Source organism: Streptomyces sp. NPDC055243 (genome assembly GCF_044544025.1).
Lineage (GTDB): Bacteria > Actinomycetota > Actinomycetes > Streptomycetales > Streptomycetaceae > Streptomyces.
Window position 1 is genome coordinate 14,301 of the sequence record NZ_JBITWR010000026.1, and the last position, 22,659, is coordinate 36,959.

The 22,659-nt window shown below is 71.3% G+C and carries 21 protein-coding genes and 1 pseudogene; 13 read left to right on the forward strand and 9 right to left on the reverse strand.

What is annotated here, in order from left to right:
• Positions 1 to 99: 99 nt before the first annotated feature.
• On the reverse strand, positions 100 to 468 hold the full coding sequence (locus ACIGXX_RS41825) for an STAS domain-containing protein (protein ID WP_351163122.1): 369 nt from the start codon (positions 466 to 468) through the stop codon (positions 100 to 102).
• 250 nt (positions 469 to 718) lie between these two features.
• Between ACIGXX_RS41825 and ACIGXX_RS41830 the strand changes: the two genes are divergently transcribed.
• Entirely contained in the window at positions 719 to 1,681 is a 963-nt protein-coding gene (locus tag ACIGXX_RS41830) for an RNA polymerase sigma factor SigF (protein ID WP_351163120.1), read from the forward strand.
• Between the two features lie 175 nt (positions 1,682 to 1,856).
• Here the strand turns inward: ACIGXX_RS41830 and ACIGXX_RS41835 are convergent, their stop codons facing one another.
• A complete protein-coding gene (locus tag ACIGXX_RS41835) occupies positions 1,857 to 2,543 on the reverse strand; it encodes an aspartate/glutamate racemase family protein (protein ID WP_361471480.1) in 687 nt (228 codons plus the stop codon).
• 5 nt (positions 2,544 to 2,548) lie between these two features.
• On the reverse strand, positions 2,549 to 3,253 hold the full coding sequence (locus ACIGXX_RS41840) for a helix-turn-helix domain-containing protein (protein ID WP_351163117.1): 705 nt from the start codon (positions 3,251 to 3,253) through the stop codon (positions 2,549 to 2,551).
• 80 nt (positions 3,254 to 3,333) lie between these two features.
• Between ACIGXX_RS41840 and ACIGXX_RS41845 the strand changes: the two genes are divergently transcribed.
• Entirely contained in the window at positions 3,334 to 4,284 is a 951-nt protein-coding gene (locus ACIGXX_RS41845) for a zinc-binding dehydrogenase (protein ID WP_399984166.1), read from the forward strand.
• A 40-nt stretch (positions 4,285 to 4,324) separates the two neighbouring features.
• Here the strand turns inward: ACIGXX_RS41845 and hutI are convergent, their stop codons facing one another.
• The 4 genes from hutI to hutU form a co-directional block, all read right to left on the reverse strand.
• On the reverse strand, positions 4,325 to 5,506 hold the full coding sequence (gene hutI, locus ACIGXX_RS41850; RefSeq protein WP_399984169.1) for an imidazolonepropionase: 1,182 nt from the start codon (positions 5,504 to 5,506) through the stop codon (positions 4,325 to 4,327).
• Between the two features lie 256 nt (positions 5,507 to 5,762).
• Positions 5,763 to 7,115 carry a formimidoylglutamate deiminase gene (locus tag ACIGXX_RS41855; RefSeq protein WP_351163111.1) on the reverse strand — a complete coding sequence of 451 codons (1,353 nt, stop codon included), beginning with the start codon at positions 7,113 to 7,115 and terminating at the stop codon, positions 5,763 to 5,765.
• On the reverse strand, positions 7,112 to 8,314 hold the full coding sequence (locus tag ACIGXX_RS41860) for an allantoate amidohydrolase (protein WP_351163278.1): 1,203 nt from the start codon (positions 8,312 to 8,314) through the stop codon (positions 7,112 to 7,114). Before ACIGXX_RS41860 ends, ACIGXX_RS41855 begins: the two co-directional genes overlap by 4 nt.
• Before the next feature lie 17 nt (positions 8,315 to 8,331).
• Positions 8,332 to 9,996 (reverse strand): urocanate hydratase, encoded by a 1,665-nt coding sequence (hutU, locus tag ACIGXX_RS41865; RefSeq protein ID WP_351163109.1) that lies wholly within the window; start codon positions 9,994 to 9,996, stop codon positions 8,332 to 8,334.
• Between the two features lie 152 nt (positions 9,997 to 10,148).
• On the opposite strand from hutU, the gene ACIGXX_RS41870 reads away from it, so the two are divergent.
• The 6 genes from ACIGXX_RS41870 to ACIGXX_RS41895 all read left to right on the forward strand — a co-directional run bounded on the left by ACIGXX_RS41870 (position 10,149) and on the right by ACIGXX_RS41895 (position 15,433).
• Positions 10,149 to 11,594, forward strand: a complete 1,446-nt coding sequence (locus ACIGXX_RS41870; RefSeq protein WP_399984174.1) for a diaminopimelate decarboxylase — start codon at positions 10,149 to 10,151, stop codon at positions 11,592 to 11,594.
• 79 nt (positions 11,595 to 11,673) lie between these two features.
• Positions 11,674 to 13,041, forward strand: coding sequence for an APC family permease (locus ACIGXX_RS41875; protein ID WP_351163105.1), 1,368 nt, complete (start codon positions 11,674 to 11,676; stop codon positions 13,039 to 13,041).
• A 274-nt stretch (positions 13,042 to 13,315) separates the two neighbouring features.
• On the forward strand, positions 13,316 to 13,729 hold the full coding sequence (locus ACIGXX_RS41880; RefSeq protein ID WP_351163103.1) for a hypothetical protein: 414 nt from the start codon (positions 13,316 to 13,318) through the stop codon (positions 13,727 to 13,729).
• Positions 13,730 to 13,734: 5 nt separating this feature from the next.
• On the forward strand, positions 13,735 to 14,505 hold the full coding sequence (locus tag ACIGXX_RS41885) for a transcriptional regulator (protein ID WP_399984290.1): 771 nt from the start codon (positions 13,735 to 13,737) through the stop codon (positions 14,503 to 14,505).
• An 82-nt stretch (positions 14,506 to 14,587) separates the two neighbouring features.
• Positions 14,588 to 14,983, forward strand: coding sequence for a roadblock/LC7 domain-containing protein (locus tag ACIGXX_RS41890; RefSeq protein WP_351163097.1), 396 nt, complete (start codon positions 14,588 to 14,590; stop codon positions 14,981 to 14,983).
• Between the two features lie 75 nt (positions 14,984 to 15,058).
• A complete protein-coding gene (locus ACIGXX_RS41895; RefSeq protein ID WP_351163095.1) occupies positions 15,059 to 15,433 on the forward strand; it encodes a hypothetical protein in 375 nt (124 codons plus the stop codon).
• A 46-nt stretch (positions 15,434 to 15,479) separates the two neighbouring features.
• Here ACIGXX_RS41895 and ACIGXX_RS41900 read toward each other — a convergent pair whose 3' ends face one another.
• Both ACIGXX_RS41900 and ACIGXX_RS41905 read right to left on the reverse strand, forming a co-directional pair.
• The gene (locus tag ACIGXX_RS41900; protein ID WP_351163093.1) at positions 15,480 to 16,313 is read right to left on the reverse strand and encodes a MurR/RpiR family transcriptional regulator; all 834 of its coding nucleotides are present in this window, start codon (positions 16,311 to 16,313) and stop codon (positions 15,480 to 15,482) included.
• Complete coding sequence (locus ACIGXX_RS41905; RefSeq protein WP_351163091.1) at positions 16,310 to 17,887, reverse strand: aromatic amino acid ammonia-lyase; 1,578 nt, start codon at positions 17,885 to 17,887, stop codon at positions 16,310 to 16,312. Before ACIGXX_RS41905 ends, ACIGXX_RS41900 begins: the two co-directional genes overlap by 4 nt.
• 152 nt (positions 17,888 to 18,039) lie before the next feature.
• On the opposite strand from ACIGXX_RS41905, the gene ACIGXX_RS41910 reads away from it, so the two are divergent.
• From ACIGXX_RS41910 to ACIGXX_RS41930, 5 genes and pseudogenes are all read left to right on the forward strand, one after another.
• Positions 18,040 to 19,230 carry an ABC transporter ATP-binding protein gene (locus ACIGXX_RS41910; RefSeq protein WP_361470052.1) on the forward strand — a complete coding sequence of 397 codons (1,191 nt, stop codon included), beginning with the start codon at positions 18,040 to 18,042 and terminating at the stop codon, positions 19,228 to 19,230.
• Positions 19,227 to 19,874: an ABC transporter permease gene (locus ACIGXX_RS41915; protein WP_351163087.1), complete on the forward strand. Its 648-nt coding sequence runs from the start codon at positions 19,227 to 19,229 to the stop codon at positions 19,872 to 19,874. The genes ACIGXX_RS41910 and ACIGXX_RS41915 overlap by 4 nt, the downstream gene beginning before the upstream one ends.
• A 1-nt stretch (position 19,875) precedes the next feature.
• On the forward strand, positions 19,876 to 20,547 hold the full coding sequence (locus ACIGXX_RS41920; protein ID WP_351163084.1) for an ABC transporter permease: 672 nt from the start codon (positions 19,876 to 19,878) through the stop codon (positions 20,545 to 20,547).
• A 20-nt stretch (positions 20,548 to 20,567) separates the two neighbouring features.
• Positions 20,568 to 21,503, forward strand: a complete 936-nt coding sequence (locus ACIGXX_RS41925) for an ABC transporter substrate-binding protein (RefSeq protein ID WP_351163276.1) — start codon at positions 20,568 to 20,570, stop codon at positions 21,501 to 21,503.
• Positions 21,504 to 21,540: 37 nt separating this feature from the next.
• Positions 21,541 to 22,641, forward strand: a pseudogene (locus ACIGXX_RS41930) (purine-cytosine permease family protein); the annotation flags it as partial.
• Positions 22,642 to 22,659 lie beyond the last annotated feature (18 nt).

The following is a 22,659-nucleotide window of genomic DNA, read 5'->3' on the forward strand; positions in this document are numbered from 1 at the left end:
CACTTATTCGACGTGACCCGTGTGACGCTGGTAACGCCGTGATCACATAGAGACAACCGGCACGTAACTCTTGAGCACGCTCCGTCAGCGGGCCGCCCGTCAGTCGGTCAACGCCGCTTCCAGCGTCTCGTGGACAGTGAAGACCGCCTCGGCTCCCGTGATCTCGAAGACTCGGGCCACCACCGACTGCATCGCGGCCAGATGCACTCCGCCCCCCGCGGCCTCGGCCTTGAGCCGGGCCCCCAGGAGGACATTGAGTCCGGTGGAGTCCATGAATTCCAGTCGCGAGCAGTCGACGACCAGTCGCGAGAAGCCGTCGTCGAGGCAGGCCTCGAGTGGTTCACGCAACAAATCGGCGGTGTGGTGATCCAACTCACCTGCCGGAGTCACGACGACGCTCGGGCCCTCGGCCCGGACTTCGACCAGAAGCCGGCCACCCTGCGCGCTACCGACTGTCCCGCGGTCCATTCCGTCACTCACTTCCGACCGTCGTGGCTGTTGATGACGCCCCCGAACATTACGCCTTCCACACGCGCTCGGGTACCCGAACATCCCCCCGAATTCGGACATTTCGCCGCACAACGCACTTGCGACCGGGCTGTGGAACCGGGTAGGGGTAGAAGAGACAGTAATCAACACGGACGGCTTTGGAGGCGCCGCACACCGCAGTGCACGTATTGGCATCGGCAGCCATATGCCGAGAACGATGGAGGACACCATGTCACCCCGGCTCGACGAATCGCGCACTGACCGAGCGACGTCGACACTCTCACCGAACCGTATCGAGACCGAGATCCCGGGTCCCCGCACGGAAGCCACGCCGGACGACTTTCCGGCCCTGACGGCCGTGCCGGAGACGGAGGCGGTCCCCGAGGGGCTCGCCGACCTGCCTGAGATCCCGCCGTTCGCCGAGGTGGGGCCGCTGGATGCGAGGGCTCTGTCCAAGACCCTCTTCGAACGCCTCGAGTCTCTCGAGGAAGGCACGCACGAGTACGCGTACGTCCGCAACACCCTCGTCGAACTCAACCTCGCCCTGGTCAAGTTCGCCGCCTCCCGGTTCCGCTCCCGCAGCGAGCCCATGGAGGACATCATCCAGGTCGGCACGATCGGCCTGATCAAGGCGATCGACCGCTTCGAACTCAGCCGAGGCGTCGAGTTCCCCACCTTCGCGATGCCGACCATCGTCGGCGAGATCAAGCGCTTCTTCCGCGACACGAGTTGGTCGGTGCGCGTCCCGCGCCGCCTTCAGGAACTCCGACTGGACCTCGCCAAGGCGGGCGACGAACTCGCCCAGCAATTCGATCGCGCCCCCACGGTGGGCGAGCTCGCCGAGCGCCTGGGCATCTCCAACGACGAGGTCGTCGAGGGCATGGCGGCGTCCAACGCCTACACGGCCAGCTCGCTGGACGCCCAGCCCGAGGAGGACGACTCCGAGGGCGCGCTGGCGGACCGGATCGGCTACGAGGACCACGGACTCGAAGGCATCGAGTACGTCGAGTCGTTGAAGCCGCTGATCGCCGAACTGCCGCCGCGCGACCGGAAGATCCTCTCGCTCCGCTTCGTCGCCAACATGACGCAGTCGGAGATAGGCGATGAGCTGGGCATCTCGCAGATGCATGTGTCGCGGCTGCTGTCGCGCACGCTCGTCAAGCTCCGCAAGGGATTGACCGTCGACGAGTGAGGGGTCTCGCCGCTCGGCGTTCTCGCGGACATCGAGGCCGCCGCTTCGCGACGGATCATCCCCACCCACCCGTTTGCCCCGCAGCTCGGGGCAGGCGGGTGGGTTCGTTCGTCTCGCGGCCCGGGGCGGGAGCCCTCATGGCATCGCTGCATCGCTGCATCGCTATTGAGTTGATCTACAGCGCCGCCGCCACGGCCGCCTCCGCGTGCAGCCTGGTCGTCGGGTAGACCGGCACCGGGCTGTGCTCCTGCCCGATGAGCAGCTCGATCTCCGTGCACCCGAGAATCACGCCCTCGGCACCGTCCCGTACGAGTTCGCCGATGACCTTCTGGTACCCAGCGCGAGACTCCGCACGCACCACCCCGAGGCACAATTCCTCGTAGATCACCCGGTGCACCAGCGCGCGCCCCTCCGCGTCCGGCACCAGCACCTCGAGGCCGCGCGCGGCCAGCCGGTCCCGGTAGAAGTCCTGCTCCATGGTGAACGCGGTGCCGAGCAGCCCTACGCGCCGTACGCCGCCTCGCAGCACCGCGTCGGCGGTCGCGTCCGCCAGGTGCAGGAGAGGCACGGAGAGAGCCGCCTGGACCTGTTCAGCGACCTTGTGCATGGTGTTGGTGCAGATGAGGACGAGGTCGGCACCGGCCGCCTCGACCCCCTTGGCGGCCCGCGCGAGCACCTCGCCCGCCCGCTCCCACTCCCCCGCGGCCTGGAGCCGCTCGATCTCGGCGAAGTCGACGGAGTACAGCACGCAGCGCGCGGAGTGCAGGCCGCCGAGCCGCTCCCGCACGAGTTCGTTGAGCAGCCGGTAGTACTCGGCGCTGGACTCCCAACTCATGCCGCCCAGCAGCCCGATGGTCTTCATCGCCCTCATGCCCGCACCCTACGGAAGACGGGCTCCTGCGCGGCCAGTTCGAGGAGCGCCGGGATCTCGCCGAACGCGGCGTCCATCCCCTCGACGAGGGCCGCGCGGCCTTGCTCACCGCCGGGGGCCGACCACTCCTTGAGCGCGCCGCGCCAGGCCGAGAGCATCAGCTCCAGGAGCAGCCGTACCCGCAGCGGGGTGATGTCCGTGCGGGGCTCCGCGCCGAGCCGCGCGACGGCGAGGGCGACGACCTCGTCGGTGACCTCCGCGCAGTGCCGCAGGCTGTGCGCGTTGAGCGCGGGCGTGGCATCGGCCAGCGCGCGGCTCGTCAGGAAGCGCCGCTCCCAGCCCTCATCCATGCTCGCCACGGCGGCGTACAGCGACCCCTCGAAGACGGCGAGCAGGGGCTGTCCGCCGAACGGCCGCTCGCTGATGTCGTCGACGTAGGCCCGCCAGAGCTCGCGCTCCGGCGCGAGCGCGACGTCCTCCTTGGAGGCGAACGTGCGGAAGAAGGTGCGCTTGGAGACCTCGACGGCCTCGACCAGCTCGTCGAGCGTGGCGGCCGCGAACCCCTTGGCGGAGAACAGTTCGAGGGCCGTCTCGGCCAGAGCCCGCCGTGTACGCAGCTTCTTCCGCTCCCGCAGCGGCAACTCGCCGCGGCCGCCGCCCTTCTTGCCGCCGTTCTTGCCGGTCTCCTTGCCATCCGTCATGTCGTCACTCTAACTCGGCCCGCCCCCCGAGAGCATTTGCCCCTTGCTGGCTTATGCCACTCAGTGGCACTATCACCGGCATGCGAGCACTCACGATCGATCACTCCGCCCCCGGCCACCTCGCCCTGAACGAGATTCCCGACCCAAAACCCGGCCCCCACCAGGCGCTCGTCCGCATCCACACGTTCTCCGTCAACCACGGGGAAGCCGCGTTCGTCGTACCGAGCGGTGAGGAAGGCACCGTCCCCGGATGGGACGCCGCGGGGGTCGTCGTGCGGGCAGCCGCCGACGGCTCCGGACCCGCGCCCGGTACCCGGGTCGTCACGATCGGACCCACCGGCGCCTGGGCCGAACTCCGGGCGGTCGACACGGAGTTCATGGGTACGGTGCCCGAGGGCGCGGAGCTGGGCGCGGCCGGTGCGCTGCCGGTGGCCGCCGGGTCGGCGCTGCGCGCGCTGCGGCGACTCGGGCCGATCCTGGGGCGCCGGGTCCTGGTGACGGGGGCGAGCGGCGGCGTGGGCAGGTTCGCGGTACAGCTCGCGGCGCGCGGCGGCGCGCAGGTCGTGGCGGCGACCAGCGACCCCGCCAACGGCGATGCGCTGACCCGTCTGGGCGCCCACGAGATCGTGGCGAACGACGCCCTGAAGTCCATACAGCCGGTCCACGGGGTGATCGACGTGGTCGGCGGGCCCCAACTGGTCGACGCCTACGACACGTTGGCGCCCCACGGGACCTTGGTGGCCGTCGGCCACAGCTCGGGCGCCGGCGAGGAGTTCCCGTTCGGCGCCCTGTTCGGGGACGGCGGGCGCCACGACCGCTCCCTCACCACGTTCTTCCTGCTGGACGACGCCGACGGCCTCGGCGCCGACCTCGGCTGGCTCGCTTCCCTCGTCGCCCGTGGCGAACTGGACCCCCAGATCGGCCGCCGCGACGACTGGAGCCGCACCGGCGAGTCCCTGGCCGCGCTGCTCGCCCGCGAGGTCGCGGGCAAGGCGGTCCTGGACATCCCGCTGGAGCCCGCGGGCCGCTAGAGCGGGCCGCCGGGCAGTGCGGTACGGCTCGCCCCGGACGTCAGGCCACCCGCGTACCCCGGCGCCAGACCTCGCTCACCAGCGGGACGCCCGGGCGGTAGGCCAGGTGGACGTGGCTCGGGGCGGCGAGGAGGGCGAGGTCGGCGCGGGCGCCCTCGCGGACGACGCCGATGTCCGTGCGGCGCAGGGCCGCCGCGCCGCCCGCCGTGGCGGACCAGATCGCCTCGTCCGGGGTCATGCCCATGTCCCGTACCGCCAGGGCGATGCAGAAGGGGACCGAGGACGTGAAGGACGAGCCCGGGTTGCAGTCCGTGGAGAGGGCGACCGTCGCGCCCGCGTCCAGGATGCGGCGGGCGTCCGGCCACTCGGCCCGGGTGGAGAACTCCGCGCCCGGGAGCAGCGTCGCCACCGTGTCGCTGTTGGCCAGGGCGTCCACGTCCGCGTCCGTGAGGTGCGTGCAGTGGTCCGCCGACGCCGCGTCCAGCTCTACGGCGAGCTGGACGCCGGGGCCGTAGGAGAGCTGGTTGGCGTGGATGCGGGGGTGCAGGCCCTTCGCCTTTCCGGCCGTCAGGATGGCGCGGGCCTGGTCGCCGTCGAAGGCGCCCTTCTCGCAGAAGACGTCGATCCAGCGGGCGTGGGGCGCGCAGGCCTCCAGCATCTCGCCGGTGACGAGGTCCACGTATGCCGCCGGGTCCTCGGCGTAGTCCGGGGAGACGATGTGCGCGCCGAGGAACGTCACCTCGTCGGTGTGGGCCGCCGCGATGCGCAGGGCTCGGGACTCGTCCTCGGTGTTGAGGCCGTAGCCCGACTTCGTCTCGAAGGTGGTCGTGCCCTGGGCGAGGGCCTCACGGAGGTAGTGGGTGAGGTTCGCCTCCAGCTCGGCGTCCGTCGCGGCCCGGGTCGCCGCGACCGTCGTACGGATGCCTCCCGCCGAGTACGCGCGGCCCGACATGCGGGCGTTGAACTCCTGGGTGCGGTCGCCCGCGAAGACCAGGTGGGAGTGGGAGTCGACGAAGCCGGGGATGGCCGCCTGGCCTTGCGCGTCGTGGGTCTCGTCCGCCGCGGGGGCCTTGGCGGCGGGGCCCACCCAGGCGATTCGTTCGCCGTCCAGGACGACGGCTGCGTTCGTGAGGAGGCCGAGGGGGGTTCCGTCGCCCTGGGAGGGGTCGTTCGTGACGAGGCTGGCGATGTTGGTGATGAGGGTGGTGAGGGTGGTGGGCATGGCTGGCTCCAGGGGGCTGAGGTTCGGACACTTTTTTCCCCAGCCCCGCCCCTTCCCGAAAACCGTGCCTGCGCCCCGGACCTACCTGGGGCTCCGCCCCAGACCCCGGACAAGATGCCCTCAAACGCCGGACGGGCTGGAAATCCAGCCCGTCCGGCGTTTGAGGACGAACTCGGCGGAGCCGGTGACGACAGCACCCAAGGCCAGGGCCGCCGCGCCAGCGGGTTTTCGGGAAGGGGTGGGGTTGGGGACAACTTCACTCTCTGAGCGCCGCGATCGCCTCCGTCAGAGCCGAGGCCACGTCCGGAACCAGCGCATGCTCCCCGTCCCGGACGACATGCCGGCCGCCCACCACCGTGTGGCGGACGTCCGATGCCGTGGCCGCGAAGACCGCCGTCTCCGCCGCGAGGCGTGGCAGCGGGCCCGCCGTGCGGACCGAGTCGAGCGCGACCGTCGCGAAGTCGGCCAGCGCGCCCGCCTCGATCACGCCCGCGTCCGCCCAGCCCAGCGCCGCGTGCCCGTCGGCCGTCGCCGCCCGCAGCAGCGCCGCCGCCGTCCAGTGGCCCCGCGTGTGCGAGCGCAGGCGCTCGTTCAGCTCCATCGCCCGCGCCTCTTCGAGGATGTCGATCACCGCGTGGCTGTCGCTGCCCAGGGAGAGCGGGCTGCCCGCCCGTTGCAGGCGGACCGCCGGGCCGATGCCGTCCGCCAGGTCCCGCTCCGTCGTGGGGCACATGCACGTGCCCGTCGTCGTGCGGCCGAGCAGGGCGATGTCCTCGTCCGTGAGGTGCGTGTTGTGCACACCCGTCGTGCGGGCGCCCAACACCCCGTGGTCCGCGAGGAGTTGCGTCGGGGTGCGGCCGTGCACCGCCTGGCACGCCTCGTTCTCCGCCGTCTGTTCGGAGAGGTGCACGTGGAGCGGTGCGCTGCGGGCCGATGCCCACTCCGCCACCGTGCCCAACTGCCGCGCGGGCACGGCCCGTACGGAGTGGATCGCCGCGCCGATGCGCGCGTGGTCGCGGTCCTTCAGCGCCGATGCCCGCTCCGCCCACGCCTCCGTCGTGCCGTCGGAGAAGCGCAGCTGGTGGCGGTTGGGGGGCTCGCCCCGCGACTCCGTCAGGAGACCGGACGCCACGTACGCCGTGTCCAGGAGCGTGATGCGGATGCCCGCGTCCGCCGCAGCCTGGATCAGCGCCTCGCCCATCGCGTTCGGGTCGGCGTACGGCGTGCCGCCCGGCCCGTGGTGCAGGTAGTGGAACTCGCCCACCGTGGTGATGCCCGCGAGGGCCATCTCCGCGTACACCGCGCGGGCCAGCGCGTGGTACGTCTGAGGCGTCAGGCGGTCCGCCACCGAGTACATGACCTCGCGCCACGTCCAGAACGTGCCCGAGCCCACCTGGACCGTGCCGCGCAGCGCGCGGTGGAAGGCGTGCGAGTGGGTGTTCGCCAGGCCGGGGACCGTCAGGCCGCGCAGGACCGTGGCACCGGGTGGCGGGGAGTCCACCCCCTTGCGGACGGCCGTGATCCGGTCGCCCGTCACCTCCACCGCCACGCCCGGCTCCACCGTCGGGTCGAGCCAGGCATGCTCCAGCCAGTAGGTCTCCGTCGTCACCTGCACGCCAGCCCTTCCAGTACGTCGGCCAGTGCGGTCACCCCGGTCAGGCAGTCGTCCTCGGCGGCGAACTCGGCCGGGGAGTGCGAGATGCCCGTGGGGTTCCGTACGAACAGCATGGCGGTGGGGATCGATTCGGACAAAATGCCCGCGTCGTGTCCCGCACCCGTCCCGAGGACCGGGAGCGGCCTCTCCGATCCGCTCCCCAGGATCGTGCCGAGCTCGTCCCGCAGCGCGTGCTCGAACTCGACCACCGGCGTGAAGGACTCGCGTACGACGTCGAGGTCGATGCCGTGCCGGTCCGCGTACTCGCGCGCGGCCTTCTCGATGCCCGTCACGACCGTGTCGAGCGTCGACTGGTCCGCCGCGCGGGAGTCCAGCCAGCCCCGGACCAGGGACGGGATCGCGTTGACGCCGTTCGGCTCGACCGCGATCTTGCCGAAGGTCGCCACCGCGCCCGCAAGTTCGGCCTCCCTGCGGGCCGCCAGGACCGTCTCCGCGTACGTGAGCATCGGGTCGCGGCGGTCCACCAGGCGGGTGGTGCCCGCGTGGTTGGCCTCGCCCCTGAAGTCGAAGCGCCAGCGGCCGTGCGGCCAGATGGCGGAGGCGATGCCGACCGGGTCGCCGGTCAGGTCAAGGGCGCGGCCCTGCTCGACGTGCAGCTCGACGAACGCGCCGATGCGGGCGAGGCGTTCGGGGTCCGGGCCGATGGCCTCGGGGTCGTACCCGGCCGCCTCCATCGCCTGCGGGAGCGTGATGCCGTCGGCGTCCGTCAGCGCACCCGCGGCCTCGACGGTCAGCTTGCCCGCCGTCAGACGCGAGCCCACGCAGGCCAGGCCGAAGCGGGCGCCCTCCTCGTCGGCGAAGTTGGTGATGGCGAGGGGACGGCGGAATGCCACCTTCCGCGCGCGGAGCTCGTCGAGCGCGGCGAAGGCGGAGACGACCCCGAGGGGGCCGTCGAAGGCGCCGCCGTCCGGGACGGAGTCCAGGTGGGAGCCGGTGACGACCGCGTCGCCCCGGGACGGGTCGCCGAGCCAGGCCCACTGGTTGCCGTTGCGGTCGACCTCGTAGTCGAGGCCGCGCGCCTCCGCCTGCGCCTGGAACCAGACGCGGCAGTCGGCGTCGGCGCCGGTCCAGGCGTAGCGGCGGTAGCCGCCGGAGGCGTCGCTGCGGCCGATGGGCCGCAGCGAACGCCACATGGCGAGGAAGGTGTCGCTCACGCGGTGCCGTCCTCGCGCATCGGAATCCGTACGCCCTTCTCGTCCGCCACCGACTCCGCGATGTCGTAGCCCGCGTCCACGTGCCGGATGACGCCCATGCCGGGGTCGTTCGTCAGGACGCGGCGGATCTTCTCGCCGGCCAGCGCGGTGCCGTCGGCGACCGAGACCTGGCCCGCGTGGATGGAGCGGCCCATGCCGACGCCGCCGCCGTGGTGGATGGAGACCCAGGAGGCGCCCGACGCGACGTTCACCATGGCGTTCAGGAGCGGCCAGTCGGCGATCGCGTCGGAGCCGTCGAGCATGGCCTCGGTCTCGCGGTACGGGGATGCCACCGAGCCGCAGTCGAGGTGGTCGCGGCCGATCGCGAGCGGGGCGGCGAGGGTGCCGTTGCCGACCATGTCGTTGAACATGTCGCCCGCCTTGTCGCGCTCGCCCTGGCCGAGCCAGCAGATGCGCGCGGGCAGGCCCTGGAAGTGGACCCGCTCCCCCGCCATCTTGATCCAGCGGTGCAGGGACTCGTTCTCCGGGAAGAGGTCCAGGAGCGCCTTGTCGGTCTTGTGGATGTCCGATGCCTCGCCGGAGAGCGCGGCCCAGCGGAACGGGCCCTTGCCCTCGCAGAAGAGGGGGCGGATGTAGGCGGGGACGAAGCCGGGGAAGGCGAACGCGCGGTCGTAGCCCGCCAGTTGGGCCTCGCCGCGGATCGAGTTTCCGTAGTCGAAGACCTCGGCGCCCGCGTCCATGAAGCCGACCATCGCCTCGACGTGCCTGGCCATGGACTCACGGGCGCGGGTGGTGAAGCCCGCCGGGTCCTTGGCCGCGAGGGTCTGCATGTCGTCGAAGTCGACGCCGGTCGGGAGGTAGGCGAGCGGGTCGTGGGCCGAGGTCTGGTCCGTGACGATGTCGATGGGAGCGCCCTCGGCGAGCATGCGCGGGAGCAGGTCCGCCGCGTTGCCGAGCAGGCCGATGGAGAGCGGACGGCGGGCGTCGCGCGCCTCGACGGCCAGCTGGAGCGCGTGCTCCAGGGAGTCGGCCTTCACGTCCAGGTACTTGTGCTCGATGCGGCGCTCGATGGCGCGCGGGTCGACGTCGATACAGATCGCGACGCCGTCGTTCATGGTGACGGCGAGCGGCTGGGCGCCACCCATGCCGCCGAGCCCGGCGGTGAGGGTGATCGTGCCCGCGAGGGTGCCGTTGAACTTCTTGGCGGCGACGGCGGCGAACGTCTCGTACGTGCCCTGGAGGATGCCCTGCGTGCCGATGTAGATCCAGGAGCCCGCGGTCATCTGCCCGTACATGGTGAGGCCGAGGGCCTCAAGGCGCCGGAACTCCTCCCAGTTCGCCCAGTCGCCCACGAGGTTCGAGTTGGCGATCAGGACGCGCGGGGCCCACTCGTGGGTCTGCATGACGCCGACCGGGCGGCCGGACTGGACGAGCATCGTCTCGTCCTGCTTGAGGGTCTTGAGCGTGCGGACCATCGCGTCGAAGGAGCGCCAGTCGCGGGCGGCCTTGCCGGTGCCGCCGTAGACGACGAGCTTGTCGGGGTGCTCGGCGACCTCGGGGTCGAGGTTGTTCTGCAGCATGCGCAGGGCGGCTTCCTGCTGCCATCCCAGGGCGCTCAATTCCGTACCGCGCGGTGCCCGTACGGGGCGGGGTCCTGACATGGCGATGCCTCCTCGCGTGAAGTTCTGCTGGTGGTGCTCCGGCGGTCACGTGCTGCTGTGACCTTGTTATTCACATCCTGCGATGCTGAATAGAGCTAGTCAATACGTTGACGGGGCAGCGATACCGCGTCGCGGGTGATTGGCTGGAACACATGAGCGATCAGGGCGCGGAGACCACACACGTATCCGAGGCGGCCACGGACCCGGAGGCCGCCACCCGGCGCCTCGCGACGGCCGACCCCGCGGGACCTCCCCCGGCGGATGCGGCGCCGGACGCCGCCGCCCGGCGCGACCAGGCCGTCCGCGCCGCCGTCGAGCAGGGCCTCGTCGACCCCGCGTCCCCCATCGTCGGCCTCCTGGACGTCACCGGCATCCGCTCGTCCGCCGCCGCCCTGCGCGCCGCCTTCGAGGCGGTCACGCCGCCCGGCACCCCCGTCCTGCACGCCTTCGCGGTCAAGGCATCGCCCCTGGTCCCGGTCCTGCGCCTGCTGCGCGACGCGGGCATCGGCGCCGAGGTGGCGAGCCCCGGCGAGCTGGCCCTGGCGCGGGCCGCCGGCGTGCCGCCCACGCACACCGTCCTGGACTCGCCCGCGAAGACCCCCGCCGAGCTGCGCGAGGCCCTGGCCCTCGGCATCGCCGTGAACGCGGACAACCCGCAGGAGCTGGCCCGCATCGACGCGATGACCCGCTCCGCGCCCACCCGCTCCCCCGTCGGCCTGCGCGTGAACCCGCAGATCGGCGGCGGCTCCATCGGCGCCCTCTCCACCGCCACGGCAACCTCCAAGTTCGGCGTCGCGCTGCGCGACGAGGGCGCCCGCGAGTGGATCGTCCAGGCGTATCTCGACCGCCCCTGGCTGACGCGGCTGCACGCCCACTCGGGGTCGCAGGGCATGCCGCTGGAACTGATGGTGCGGGGTGTGGCGGCGACGTACGAGCTGGCCGAGGAGATCAACGAACGGGTCGGCCGGCAGCAGATCGACACCATCGACATCGGCGGCGGCCTGCCCGTCAACTTCGGCTCGGACGAGGAGACCCCGACGCACTCGCAGTACGCGCGCCGCCTGAAGTCCCGCGTGCCCGGCCTGCTCGACGGGCGCTACGGCCTGGTCACCGAGTTCGGCCGCTCGCTGCTCGCCAAGCACGGCACGATCCTGGCCCGCGTCGAGTACGCCAAGACGGCGGGCGCCCGGCCCATCGCGGTGACGCACGCGGGCGTCCAGGTGGCGGCGCGCACGGTGTACGCGCCCGCGTCCTGGCCGCTGCGGATCGCCGCGTACGACGCGAAGGGGCGCGCCAAGAGCGGCCCGCCCGTCGGCCAGGACATCGCGGGCCCTGCCTGCTTCGCGGGCGACCTGCTCGCCGAGAACCGTCCGCTGCCGCTGCTCGAACAGGGCGACTACGCGGCGGTCCTCGACACGGGCGCCTACTACTTCGCGCACCACTACTCGTACAACAGCCTTGCCCGGCCCGGGATCTACGGCTTCGCGGCGGGCGCGGCCGGGTCCGTCGCCTTCGCCACCGTGCGGGAGCCGCAGACCCTGGAGGAGATCGTCGCCGAGTCGGGAGGCGCGCGGCGGGACGCGCTGCGCGAGCTCTGAAGTTCCTCAACTCCCGCATTCCCGCGCCACATCCGGGGCAGATGCTCCCCCCAGGCACACCCTCGGGGGAGATGATCCTGTGACGACATCCGGAAAAGCCACCAGCACACCGCCACCCGCCGAAGAACCCGCGCTGAACCGCGCGATCGGCCCCAAGCTCCTGATCCTCTTCGTGATCGGCGACATCCTCGGCACCGGCATCTACGCCACCACCGGCAAGGTCGCGGGGAAGGTCGGCGGCGCGCTGTGGGTGCCGTTCGCGATCGGCTTCGTCGTGGCGATCCTGACCGCCGCGTCGTACGTCGAGCTGGTGGGCAAGTACCCGAAGGCGGCGGGCGCCGCGCTCTACACGCAGAAGGCCTTCAAGGTCCCGTTCCTCACCTTCATCGTCGCGTTCATGGTGATGGCGTCGGGGCTCTCGTCCGCGAGCGCGGCGGCCCGCGCCTTCAGCGGCGACTACCTGAGCGAGCTGACGAGCGACGCGCTCCCGCCGACCCTGATCGCGATCCTCTTCATCCTCGCGCTCGCGGCGCTGAACCTGCGGGGCGTCGCCGAGTCGGTGAAGACGAACGTGGTCCTCACGATCGTCGAGCTGACGGGCCTGGTCATCATCCTCACCATCGGCGCGTACGCGGTCCTGAGCGGGGACGGTGAACCGTCCCGTCTGACGGAGTTCGAGGCCGGGGACGGCACTGCCTACGCCCTGATGACGGGCGTGCTCGGGGCGACCGCGCTCGGCTTCTTCGCCTTCGTCGGCTTCGAGGACTCGGTGAACATGGCCGAGGAGACGAAGGATCCGGTGCGCACGTTCCCGCGGGCGATCTTCATCGGAGTCGCGGTGACGGGCACGATCTACGTCCTGGTGGCGCTGGTGTCGTCGCTGCTCGTGGACTACAAGGTGCTCGAAGGGTCGAGCGGCCCGCTCCTTGAGGTCGTGAAGGCGGGCGGCATCGACTTCCCGCACAAACTCTTCGCGCTGATCGCCCTGTTCGCGGTCACCAACTCGGCCCTGATCAACATCATGATGGCCTCGCGGCTCTGCTACGGCATGGCCAACGAGCGCATCCTGCCGCGCGCGATGGGCCGGGTCCTGCCCCGGCGCCGTACACCGGTGGTCGGCATCGTCTTCGTGTCGCTGCTCGCGATCGGCCTGGTGTCGACGGGTGAGATCGAGGGGCTCGGCGACACCACCGCGTTCCTGCTCCTGTGCGTGTTCGCGGTGGTCAACGTGGCGGTCCTTGTCCTGCGCCGCGACCCCGTCGACCACGAGCACTTCCGCGCGCCGACGGTCCTTCCGGTGCTCGGCGCCATCACCGCCCTGATCCTCGCGAGCCCTCTCGCGGACCGTCCTGCCGAGGTCTACATCCGGGCGGGGGTGCTGATCGCCATCGGCATCGCGCTGTGGGGCGTGAACAAGGTGGTACTCAAGGCGCACGGCGAGGAGTGACGGGCCAGGGGTGAAGGTTCAGGGATGAAGGGTCGTGAAGAGCCAGGGGGGAACGGGGGCGGTCCGGTCGTCCGATCGCCACATTCGGTCAGTCATGGGCCGCCCCGGACCTCTCCTCGCACTGATCCCGTCGAGGTCGGGCATGTACCCCTGGAAAGTGCCCATTTCCCTGGAAACTCCACCACTTCTGCGTACCTTCCTCACACCGGGCGGCGCTGAGCCCCCGGTCGGGTGGTAGGGGCCACCCGGTTCAACCCTGGGGAAGGGGAGCCGCGTGCCCGGAATCGACGAGTGTCTGCTCGAAGCCATGACACTGCCCGGTGCGCGCGGCGCGGCGATCGTCGACTGGACCAGTGGGCTCGCCCTCGGTTCGGTCGGCGATCCTCCGGGCGGCGACCACGAGGCGACCGCGGCCGAGACCGCGGAGGTGGCGCGGTCGGCGGCCGAGTACCAGGCGTTCGCGCCCCGGCCCGACGCGCTGGACCCGGCGCGGACCGCGGACCGCAAGGGGCTCCCCGTCGAGGACCTCATGGTCACCACGCGGACCGAGTACCACCTGATCCGCTTCGTCGAGACGACCTTCGACAGCAGCGTCTTCCTCTATCTCTGGCTCGACCGGCACACCGGCAATCTCGCGCTCGCGCGCATGCGGCTGCGGGACCTCTCCGAGCGCCTGGTGCTGGTGTGAGCGCCATGCGGATAACGGCGCCCGCCACCTCGCCCATGCTGATGCGCCTGGCCGGTGAGCGGGCGACCGGCGCCCTGCTGCGCGACCAGGGCACCCTCTACCTCGTCGACGGCCGCGTCGTGCACGCGGAGAGCCCCGCGGCGCCCGGCATCGACGTCCTGCTCACGGCCGGCGGGGCGCTGCCCCCGCAGGGCTGGCAGGAGGCACTCTCGCTCGCGGGCACCCGGCACGAGGTGGGGCGGCATCTGATAGACAGCGGCCGGGTCACCGCGGGCGAGCTGGAGATGTGCCACACCGGCGCGCTGTTCGACGCCGCGTTCTTCGTCCTCGGCCCGGCGAGCGGGCCCACCCGGTTCCGATACGGCGTCGCGCACTGGCTCGGCCGGGTGCGGCCGGTGTCGGCCGAGACCGTGGAGCGCGAGACCCGGCGGCGCCGGGCCCTGCTGGACAGCGTCTGGCCCTGTCCGGAACTGGACACCTCCCCCGTCGTGCCGCGCGAGCCCGCGCCCGGCCAGACCGTCACCGGACGCCAGGACGCCCTGCTGCGGCTCGCCGACGGTGTCCGTACGCCGACGGCGATCGCCTGGGCGCTCGGCCGCCCTTCGTTCCACACCCTCATCGAGGTCAGACGGCTCGCCGCGGCCGGGCTCGTGGAGCCCCCGCGGACACCGGACCCGGCGCCGAGGATGCTCCACCTGCCGATCCCCGAGGACCACGCCGAGCCGGACATCGACCTCCTGCGCCGGGTCCGCGACGCGCTGGAGGCAAGTCTGTGAATCTCCGTGCCGCTCGGCGGATCCGGCCCCCGCACCCATGAAGTTCTTCGCGCTCTGGAAGCGCGCCGGGAGGAGACAGCTGATGGCCGTGGAAGCCGACGTACTGGGCGAACTGAAACGGCTGCGGACCAGGATTCCTCAGCTCAGGGGAGCCCTGACGGCCAGCGTCGACGGGCTCGTGCTCGCGCAGGACGCGGCGGACGTCGACGCGGAGGGCGTCTGCGCCCTGACGGCGGCGGCGCTCGGGGTGGCCCTGCGGCTGTCCGACGCGACGCATCAGGGCGGCTTCCGCGAACTGCTCATCCGCGGCGAGGACGGCTACGTGGCGACGTACACGGCCGGTTCCTCCGCCGTGCTGACCCTGCTCGCCGAGCCCCGCGTGAACGTGGGCCGGCTGCATCTGGAGGGCCGCCGTTCCAGCGCGCTCATCGGAGAGCTCGTCGACGCCGCCGTCGAAAAACGAGCGGAGGAAACCTGACCCATGTCCCCCACAACACCCTCATCGTCCCCGTCACCGCGGACGCCCAGCAGACGGAAAGGAAGTGCGAAATTCATGGCCAACACAGAGACAGCACTCAAGGAAGCGACCACCTCGATCGAGGGAGTCATCGGCGCCGCCCTGGTCGACTACACGAGCGGCATGGCGCTGGGCACGATCGGCGGCGGAAAGGACCTGGACCTGAACGTCGCCGCGGCCGGCAACACCGACGTGGTGCGGGCCAAGCTGCGCACGATGGAGCTCCTGGACCTCAAGGAAGAGATCGAGGACATCCTGATCTCGCTCAGCAGCCAGTACCACCTGATCCGGCTGATCAAGGGCCGCAACAACAACGGCCTCTTCCTCTACATCGCCCTCGACAAGGACCGGGCCAACCTGGCCATGGCCCGCCATCAACTCCGGCGCATCGAGGCGAATCTGGAGGTCTGAGCCGGGACGTGACACCCGGCGGGCCGGGCCTTTCGGGCCCGGCCCGCTACTCCACGAAGAGACCGCGCGCCGCGGCCCCCGCGTCGAACTCCTCCAACCGTGCCTGCGCGTCCGGCAGTCCGTCGCACATGGCCTCCAGGAGCACCCGGCCGAGCAGCATCGGCGCGCAGGCCGTGTCGAAGGCCAGGCCCGTGCCGACCGCCGCCGGGAGCAGGAGGTCGGAGTGGGCCGCCACGGGGGCGAACGCCGAGTCCGCGACCGTCACCACCGAGAGGCCCGCCGCCTGCGCGTAGGCCAGCGCGTCCACCACCTCCCGCGGATGCCTCGGCAGCGCGAAGCAGAGCAGGGCCGAGGCCCCCGCCCGCACCGCCGCGTCGATCCGGTCGGCCAGCATCGTGCCGCCCGCGTCGAGGAGGCGTACGTCGGGATGGACCTTCGCCGCGAAGTACGAGAAGCCGTACGCCTGGGACGCCGCCGCCCGCAGGCCGAGGACCGGCAGCGGGCGCGAGGAGGCGAGGAGCTGTCCGGCGCGCTCCACCGGCGAGGGGTCGGCGAGGACCTCCGCCAGATGCCGGAGGTTCGCGATCTCCGCCTCGACCGCCTGCTGGTACTCGTTGAGCGAGGCCTCGCCCGCCGCCTCCGCGGGTGCGAGCTCCCGCAGGTGCCTGCGCAGCGCCGGGTACCCGTCGAAGCCGAGCGCCACGGCGAAACGGGTCACCGAGGGCTGGCTCACCCCGGCCAGCTCCGCCAGCTCGACGCTGGAGAGGAAGGGGACGTCCCCCGCCCGCCGCACCATGCAGTGCGCGATGCGCCGCTGTGTGGGCGTGAGCCGGTGCCCCTCGAAGAGCACTTGCAGCCGCGCCGCAGGACTGTCACTCATACCGCTCCCGTTCCCCTCACAACACCCTTGCTCTCGAAGGCCGTTCCGCCCCCGGCCCCGAGGTCCAGCCACAGCTCCGTGAACCGGTCGAGCAGCCCGGCCGCCGCCGTCACATCATCCGTCAGCGGCCGGTCGGCCAGCTCCGCGTCGAGTATCGAGTCCGCGAGCTCGAAGGCCCGCCCCACGGGCAGGTCCGGGTCGAGCCGCATGTCCCGCTGCCGCAACGCCCTGACCGCCGCGACGAGTTCACAGCCCACGACCAGGCGGTAGGCGTCGCACGCCCGCAGCGTCTGCCGCGCCGCGAGCGAGGCGAAGCTGGCCTGCTCCTCCACGCCGCGCGAGAGCACCGCGTGGCCCAGGGACGCGGGCGCGGAGAAGGCGCGCAGGTCACCGAGGGCCGCCCCGGCCGCGTACTCCAGGATCATCACGCCCGACGACGCCGGTTCGCCGTCCGCGAGGAACGGGCGAAGGCGCGTGAAGCCCGGCTCGTTCAGGGTCGAGAGGCGCGAGGTCGACAGGCGCGCGGCCTGCGTCACCGCGAGCCTGAAGTGGTCCAGGGACAGGGCGAGTTGGGCCAGGTAGAAGCCGCCGTGATGGTACGCCGCCATGTCATCCGCCGAGATCAGCGGGTTCTCGGCGGCCGCGTTGATCTCCACCGTGAGGACGTCTTCAAGGGCGTCCGCCGCGTCGTGCGCGGGCCCGTGGATCTGCGGGACGCAGCGCAGGCCGTAGGGGTCCTGGATGCGGCCGAGCGGGGGCGTGGGGCGGTCGGGGGCGCCCAGGATCAGCCGCATGCGTTCGGCGACCGCGTAGGAACCCGCGTGGCGCCGCGCCTCGTGCACGGGCAGCGCGTACGCCTCGTACGAACCGTCGACCGCCATCAGGGAGAGCGCAGCCACCACCTGCGTGGCCGCGATGAGGCCGCGCAGCTCGTGCAGGGCGAGCGCGGACTGGCCGAGCGTGAGGGCGTTGCTGCTGATCAGGGCGAGGGCGTCGTTGTTGTCCAGGGGCTGCGGGGCGGGGGCCGCGCCCGATCCCTGCCAGGGGTGCTCGCCCGCGAGCGCGAGGCCCATCTGCGCGAGCGCGGCGATGTCGCCCGTGCCGACCGAGCCGAATTCGTTGACCTTCGGGTAGGCGCCCGTCTCCAGGGCCTCGCAGAGCGCGGTGACGACGGTCGGGCGCAGCCCCGCGCCACCGGCGAGCAGCTGGTTGGCGCGGACCGCGAGCATGGCGCGCACCTGCCGTGCGGGCAGCTCGTCGCCGATCGCGCCGGCGTGGCTGCGCAGCAGGCGCAGACCGTGGTCGGACGCCGCCTCGGTGGGCACGGACTCATTCCGGTTCGCGCCCACGCCGGTGGAGCGGCCGTAGACGCGACCCCAGGAGGCGATCTCCCGCGCGGCGTTCCAGGAGGCCTCCACACGCTTCATCCCGTCCGTGCCGGGAACGGGCTTTGCGGTGGATTCGGCCATACGTACGACATCTGCGACCATCAATCCGCGGCCGTCCAGGACGACGACCGAGCCGCTGTCGTCAGGTGCCCTGTCGGTCGCCCTGTCCGCGATACGAGACGACATCACTCGTAATTCCTCCTCAACCCGGACGCTCCGTCTTGCCCTGCGACCACTCGTTACCAGTGATTTACGCCGGGGCGTGGACAAGCTATTGACAATCTATTCAGTCAACGAGAACTCTGCATGACGATATACAGCCGGGCAAGGGACTCCTCATGATCCAATTCGATACGGTCCACAAGCGCTTCCCGAACGGCACAACCGCGGTCCACGACCTGACCCTTGAGATGCCGGAAGGGGGCGTGACCGTCCTCGTCGGATCTTCCGGTTGCGGCAAGACGACGACGCTCCGCATGATCAACCGGATGGTCGATCCGACCTCCGGGACGATCAGGGTCAACGGCAAGGACGTCCTGGAGCAGGACGCGGCCGAGCTGCGCCGCTCCATCGGCTACGTGATCCAGCAGTCCGGGCTCTTCCCGCACCGGACCGTCCTGGACAACATCGCGACGGTGCCGCTCCTGCTCGGCTGGGGCCGCAGGAAGGCGCGGACGCGGGCGGCGGAGCTCCTGGAGACGGTCGGCCTCGCCGCCGATGCCGGGAAGCGCTACCCGCACCAGCTCTCCGGCGGCCAGCAGCAGCGGGTCGGCGTGGCGCGCGCACTCGCCGCGGACCCGCCGGTGCTCCTGATGGACGAGCCGTTCGGCGCGGTCGACCCCGTGGTCCGCACCCAGCTCCAGGACGAACTCCTGCGCCTCCAGCGGGAGTTGAACAAGACCATCGTCTTCGTCACGCACGACATCGACGAGGCCGTACGGCTCGGCGACCGCATAGCCGTCTTCCGCACCGGCGGCCACCTCGTCCAGTGCGCGAGCCCCGCCGAGCTCCTGGCCCGCCCCGCCGACGACTTCGTCGCGGACTTCCTGGGCGCCGAGCGCGGCCTCAAGCTCCTCTCGCTCTCCACCCTCGCCGCGGTCCCGCAGGGCCCCGCCCCTGAGGGCGGCGCCTGGACGCTGCGCCTGGACTCGGCGGGGGCACCGCTGGCCTGGCGGCACAAGGACGGCGACGCGGCGGACATCCCCGTACGCCCGCTGCGGGACACGGACTCGCTGCTGTCGGCGCTGAACGAGTCGATAGCCGCGCCGAGCGGTCTGGTGGCCCGGGTCGACGCGGACGGCACCCTGACCGGTGTGACGTCGCGCGACGACATCCACGAGCACGCAGGCGTGGCGCACGAGCAGGGCCGCCGGGACAGGGGTGCCGCCGAAGGGGCGCGGGGAACAGCGCGAGCAACCCAGGACGACCCGCACCCGCCGACGGACCATCGGACGCAGACGCACCCGCGGGACGCCGAAGCCGAGGCCGAGGCAGTGGACCCGGTCAAGCCCGCGGAGCGACCCGCGTGAGCGTCGACTGGTCGTGGATAGCCGACCACACCGACGACCTCACCACCCTCACCCTCTCGCACCTTCAGGCCGCCCTCACCGCCGTACTCCTCGGCCTGCTCATCTCGCTCCCCCTGGCCGTCGTCGCGCACCGCGTGCGCCCCCTGCGCGGACTGCTCCTCGGCCTGTCGAACGTCCTGTTCACCATCCCCTCCATCGCGATCTTCGTGCTGCTCCTGCCGGTCAGCGGGCTCACCCGCACCACCACCGTCATCGGCCTGACGATCTACACGCTCGTCGTGCTCCTGCGGAACACCGTCGAGGGTCTGGACTCCGTCCCGGCCAAGACGAAGGAGGCGGCCAAGGCCATGGGCACCCGGCCCCTGCGCACCCTCCTCACCGTCGAACTGCCCCTCGCGCTCCCGGTGATCATGGCGGGCGTACGCATCGCGACGGTCATGGCGATCTCGCTCGTCTCCGTCGCCACGTACATCGGCGACGGCGGCCTCGGACAGCTCTTCACGGACGGGTTCCAGCGCAACTTCCCCACCCCCGTCATCGTCGGCGTCGTCCTGACCCTGCTCCTCGCACTCGTCGCGGACGCGCTGCTCGTCACCCTCCAGTACGTCCTGACGCCCTGGACCCGCCGCAAGAGGAGCGCGTGACATGTACGAACTCTTCAAGGACCTCGGCGCCTGGCTGGTCAGCGGCGAGCAGTGGGCCGGGTCCGACGGCATCGGCACCCGCCTCGCCGAGCACCTCCAGTACTCACTGCTCGCGACCCTCATCGCCGCCGCGATCGCGCTGCCGGTCGGCCTGCTCATCGGGCACACCGGGCGCGGCGCCTTCCTCGCCATCAACCTCTCCAGCTTCGGACGCGCGCTGCCCACGGTCGGGCTCGTCGTCCTGGTCTTCCTGGCCAGCGGGCTCTCGATGTGGCCCGTCTACATCGCGCTCGTCGCCCTCGCCGTGCCGTCCATCGTCACCAACACGTACGCGGGCATGACCGCCGTCGACCCCGAGGTGCGGGACGCGGCGCGCGGCCAGGGCATGCGCTGGCACCAGGTCCTGTTCCAGGTCGAACTGCCCCTCGCGCTCCCCCTGATCATGACCGGCCTGAGGCTCGCGCTCATCCAGGTCGTCGCGACGGCCACCATCGCCGCGTACGTCTCCTTCGGCGGGCTCGGCCGGTACGTCTTCGACGGGCTCGCCCAGCGCGACCTCGTGCAGGTGCTCGGCGGCGCCGTGCTCGTGGCCCTCGTCGCCGTCGTACTCGATCTCGCGCTCTCCGCGCTTCAGCGCGCCCTCTTCCGCCACCGCCCCGCCAAGTCGGCCTAGGAGAAACCCAGATGGCCCCCATGAACCGCAGAAACCTCCTCGGCGGGCTCTTCGCCGCCGCGTCCGTCCCCGCGCTCGCCTCGTGCAGCGGCGGCATCACCTCCCTCGACGGCGGCGGCTCCGGCGGCTCGGGCGGTGGCTCCAGCAAGAACGGCGTCACCATCGGCACCGCCAACTTCACCGAGAACCAGGTCCTCGGCTACCTCTACGCCGCCGCCCTCGAAGCGGCCGGCGTGACGACCAAGGTCCGCCCCAACCTCGGCACCCGCGAGATCCTCATCCCCGCCCTCAAGGGCGGCGACATCGACCTCCTGCCCGAGTACCAGGGCGCGCTCCTGCACTACCTCGACACCAAGGCGAAGGCCACCGAGGAGGGCGAGATGCAGAACGCCCTCGCCATGGCCCTGCCGCGCGGCCTGCAGATCCTGCCCTACGGCAAGGCCGAGGATTCCGACGCCTTCGTCGTCACCCGCGAGACCGCCGACGAGTACGGCCTCAAGACCCTCGCCGACCTCGCGAAGCACAACGGCAAGCTCGTCATCGGCGCCGCGCCCGAGGTCAAGAAGCGCACGGTCGGCTCGGTGGGCCTCAAGGACGTCTACGGCGTGGAGTTCAAGGAGTTCAAGTCCCTCGACTCCTCCGGCCCGTTGGTGAAGGGCGCCCTGCGCAAGGGCGACGTCGATGTGGCGAACCTCTTCACCACCGACACCGACATCATCGCCGAGAAGTGGGTCGTGCTCACCGACCCCAAGAACCTGATCCCCGGCCAGCACGTCGTCCCGCTCATCGCCGACCGCAAGGCCGACTCGACGGTGCGGGCGGCGCTCGCCCGCCTGGGCAACGCGCTGACCACCAAGGACCTCACCGAGCTCAACCGCCTGGTGGACAAGGACAAGAAGGACCCCGAGGACGTCGCGAACGACTGGGCGGCGAAGCGCGGCATCAGCAAGAAGTAGCTCACCACCGGCTCGGCAGCAGGGAGTTCACCGGATCATGGCAGACACTCTCGTGGAGCGGCGCTCCATCGACGTCGTCCCCGACGACGAACGGCACGGCACGGCGTTCAGCCAGTTCACCCTCTGGCTCGGCGCCAACCTCCAGATCACCGCGGTCGTCACCGGCGCGCTCGCCGTCGTCTTCGGCGGCGACGTGGTGTGGTCGGTGGTGGGCCTGCTGCTCGGCAATCTGCTCGGCGGCGCGGTGATGGCCCTGCACTCGGCGCAGGGCCCCAAGCTCGGCCTGCCCCAGATGATCCAGTCCCGCGCCCAGTTCGGGGTGCGCGGCGCGGTCGTCCCGCTCCTGCTGGTCATCCTCATGTACGTCGGCTTCTTCGCCAGCGGCAGCGTCCTGGCAGGACAGGCCACGGCCCGGCTCACGCACACGAACGACACCACCGGCATCATCGTCTTCGCGGTGGTCACGGCCGTGGTGGCGGCGGTCGGCTACCGCGTGATCCACGTCCTGGGCCGGGTGGCGAGCGTGATCTGCGCGCTCGCCTTCATCTACCTCGGCATCCGCCTCCTGGACCGCGTGGACATATCGGCACTGCTCGGCGACGCCCACTTCGACCTGCCGATGTTCCTGCTCGCGGTGTCGCTCTCGGCGTCCTGGCAGCTCGCCTTCGGTCCTTACGTCGCGGACTACTCGCGCTATCTGCCGCGTACGACGTCGGGGCGGGCCACCTTCTGGTGGACCCTGTCCGGCTCCGCGCTCGGCTCGCAGTGGTCGATGACGTTCGGGGTGCTCGTGGCGGCGAGCGCGGGCGACGCCTTCCTCGCCAACCAGGTCGGATACGTGGTGGGCCTGGGCGGCACGGGCCTGATCGCGTCGTTCCTGTACTTCGTGATCGCGCTCGGCAAGCTGACCATCAACGTGCTCAACACCTACGGCGGCTTCATGTCGATGGTGACCAGCATCAGCGGATTCCGCGGCCAGAAGACGCTCTCGCCGCGCGGCAGGGCGGCGTACATCACCCTGATCATGATCGCGGGCACGGTCGTGGCGCTGCTCGGCAAAGACAGCTTCCTGACGTCCTTCAAGGACTTCCTGCTGTTCCTGCTGACGTTCTTCACGCCCTGGTCGGCGATCAACCTGGCGACCCGTCAAACTACT

Bases quoted from the DNA above. Each gene is read 5' to 3' on its own strand.
- ACIGXX_RS41825 (WP_351163122.1), bottom strand. From the start codon at position 468: ATGGACCGCGGGACAGTCGGTAGCGCGCAGGGTGGCCGGCTTCTGGTC.
- ACIGXX_RS41830 (WP_351163120.1), top strand. From the start codon at position 719: ATGTCACCCCGGCTCGACGAATCGCGCACTGACCGAGCGACGTCGACA.
- ACIGXX_RS41835 (WP_361471480.1), bottom strand. From the start codon at position 2,543: ATGAAGACCATCGGGCTGCTGGGCGGCATGAGTTGGGAGTCCAGCGCC.
- ACIGXX_RS41840 (WP_351163117.1), bottom strand. From the start codon at position 3,253: ATGACGGATGGCAAGGAGACCGGCAAGAACGGCGGCAAGAAGGGCGGC.
- ACIGXX_RS41845 (WP_399984166.1), top strand. From the start codon at position 3,334: ATGCGAGCACTCACGATCGATCACTCCGCCCCCGGCCACCTCGCCCTG.
- hutI (WP_399984169.1), bottom strand. From the start codon at position 5,506: ATGCCCACCACCCTCACCACCCTCATCACCAACATCGCCAGCCTCGTC.
- ACIGXX_RS41860 (WP_351163278.1), bottom strand. From the start codon at position 8,314: ATGTGGCGTTCGCTGCGGCCCATCGGCCGCAGCGACGCCTCCGGCGGC.
- hutU (WP_351163109.1), bottom strand. From the start codon at position 9,996: ATGTCAGGACCCCGCCCCGTACGGGCACCGCGCGGTACGGAATTGAGC.
- ACIGXX_RS41870 (WP_399984174.1), top strand. From the start codon at position 10,149: ATGAGCGATCAGGGCGCGGAGACCACACACGTATCCGAGGCGGCCACG.
- ACIGXX_RS41885 (WP_399984290.1), top strand. From the start codon at position 13,735: ATGCGGATAACGGCGCCCGCCACCTCGCCCATGCTGATGCGCCTGGCC.
- ACIGXX_RS41890 (WP_351163097.1), top strand. From the start codon at position 14,588: ATGGCCGTGGAAGCCGACGTACTGGGCGAACTGAAACGGCTGCGGACC.
- ACIGXX_RS41895 (WP_351163095.1), top strand. From the start codon at position 15,059: ATGGCCAACACAGAGACAGCACTCAAGGAAGCGACCACCTCGATCGAG.
- ACIGXX_RS41900 (WP_351163093.1), bottom strand. From the start codon at position 16,313: ATGAGTGACAGTCCTGCGGCGCGGCTGCAAGTGCTCTTCGAGGGGCAC.
- ACIGXX_RS41905 (WP_351163091.1), bottom strand. From the start codon at position 17,887: ATGTCGTCTCGTATCGCGGACAGGGCGACCGACAGGGCACCTGACGAC.
- ACIGXX_RS41910 (WP_361470052.1), top strand. From the start codon at position 18,040: ATGATCCAATTCGATACGGTCCACAAGCGCTTCCCGAACGGCACAACC.
- ACIGXX_RS41920 (WP_351163084.1), top strand. From the start codon at position 19,876: ATGTACGAACTCTTCAAGGACCTCGGCGCCTGGCTGGTCAGCGGCGAG.
- ACIGXX_RS41925 (WP_351163276.1), top strand. From the start codon at position 20,568: ATGAACCGCAGAAACCTCCTCGGCGGGCTCTTCGCCGCCGCGTCCGTC.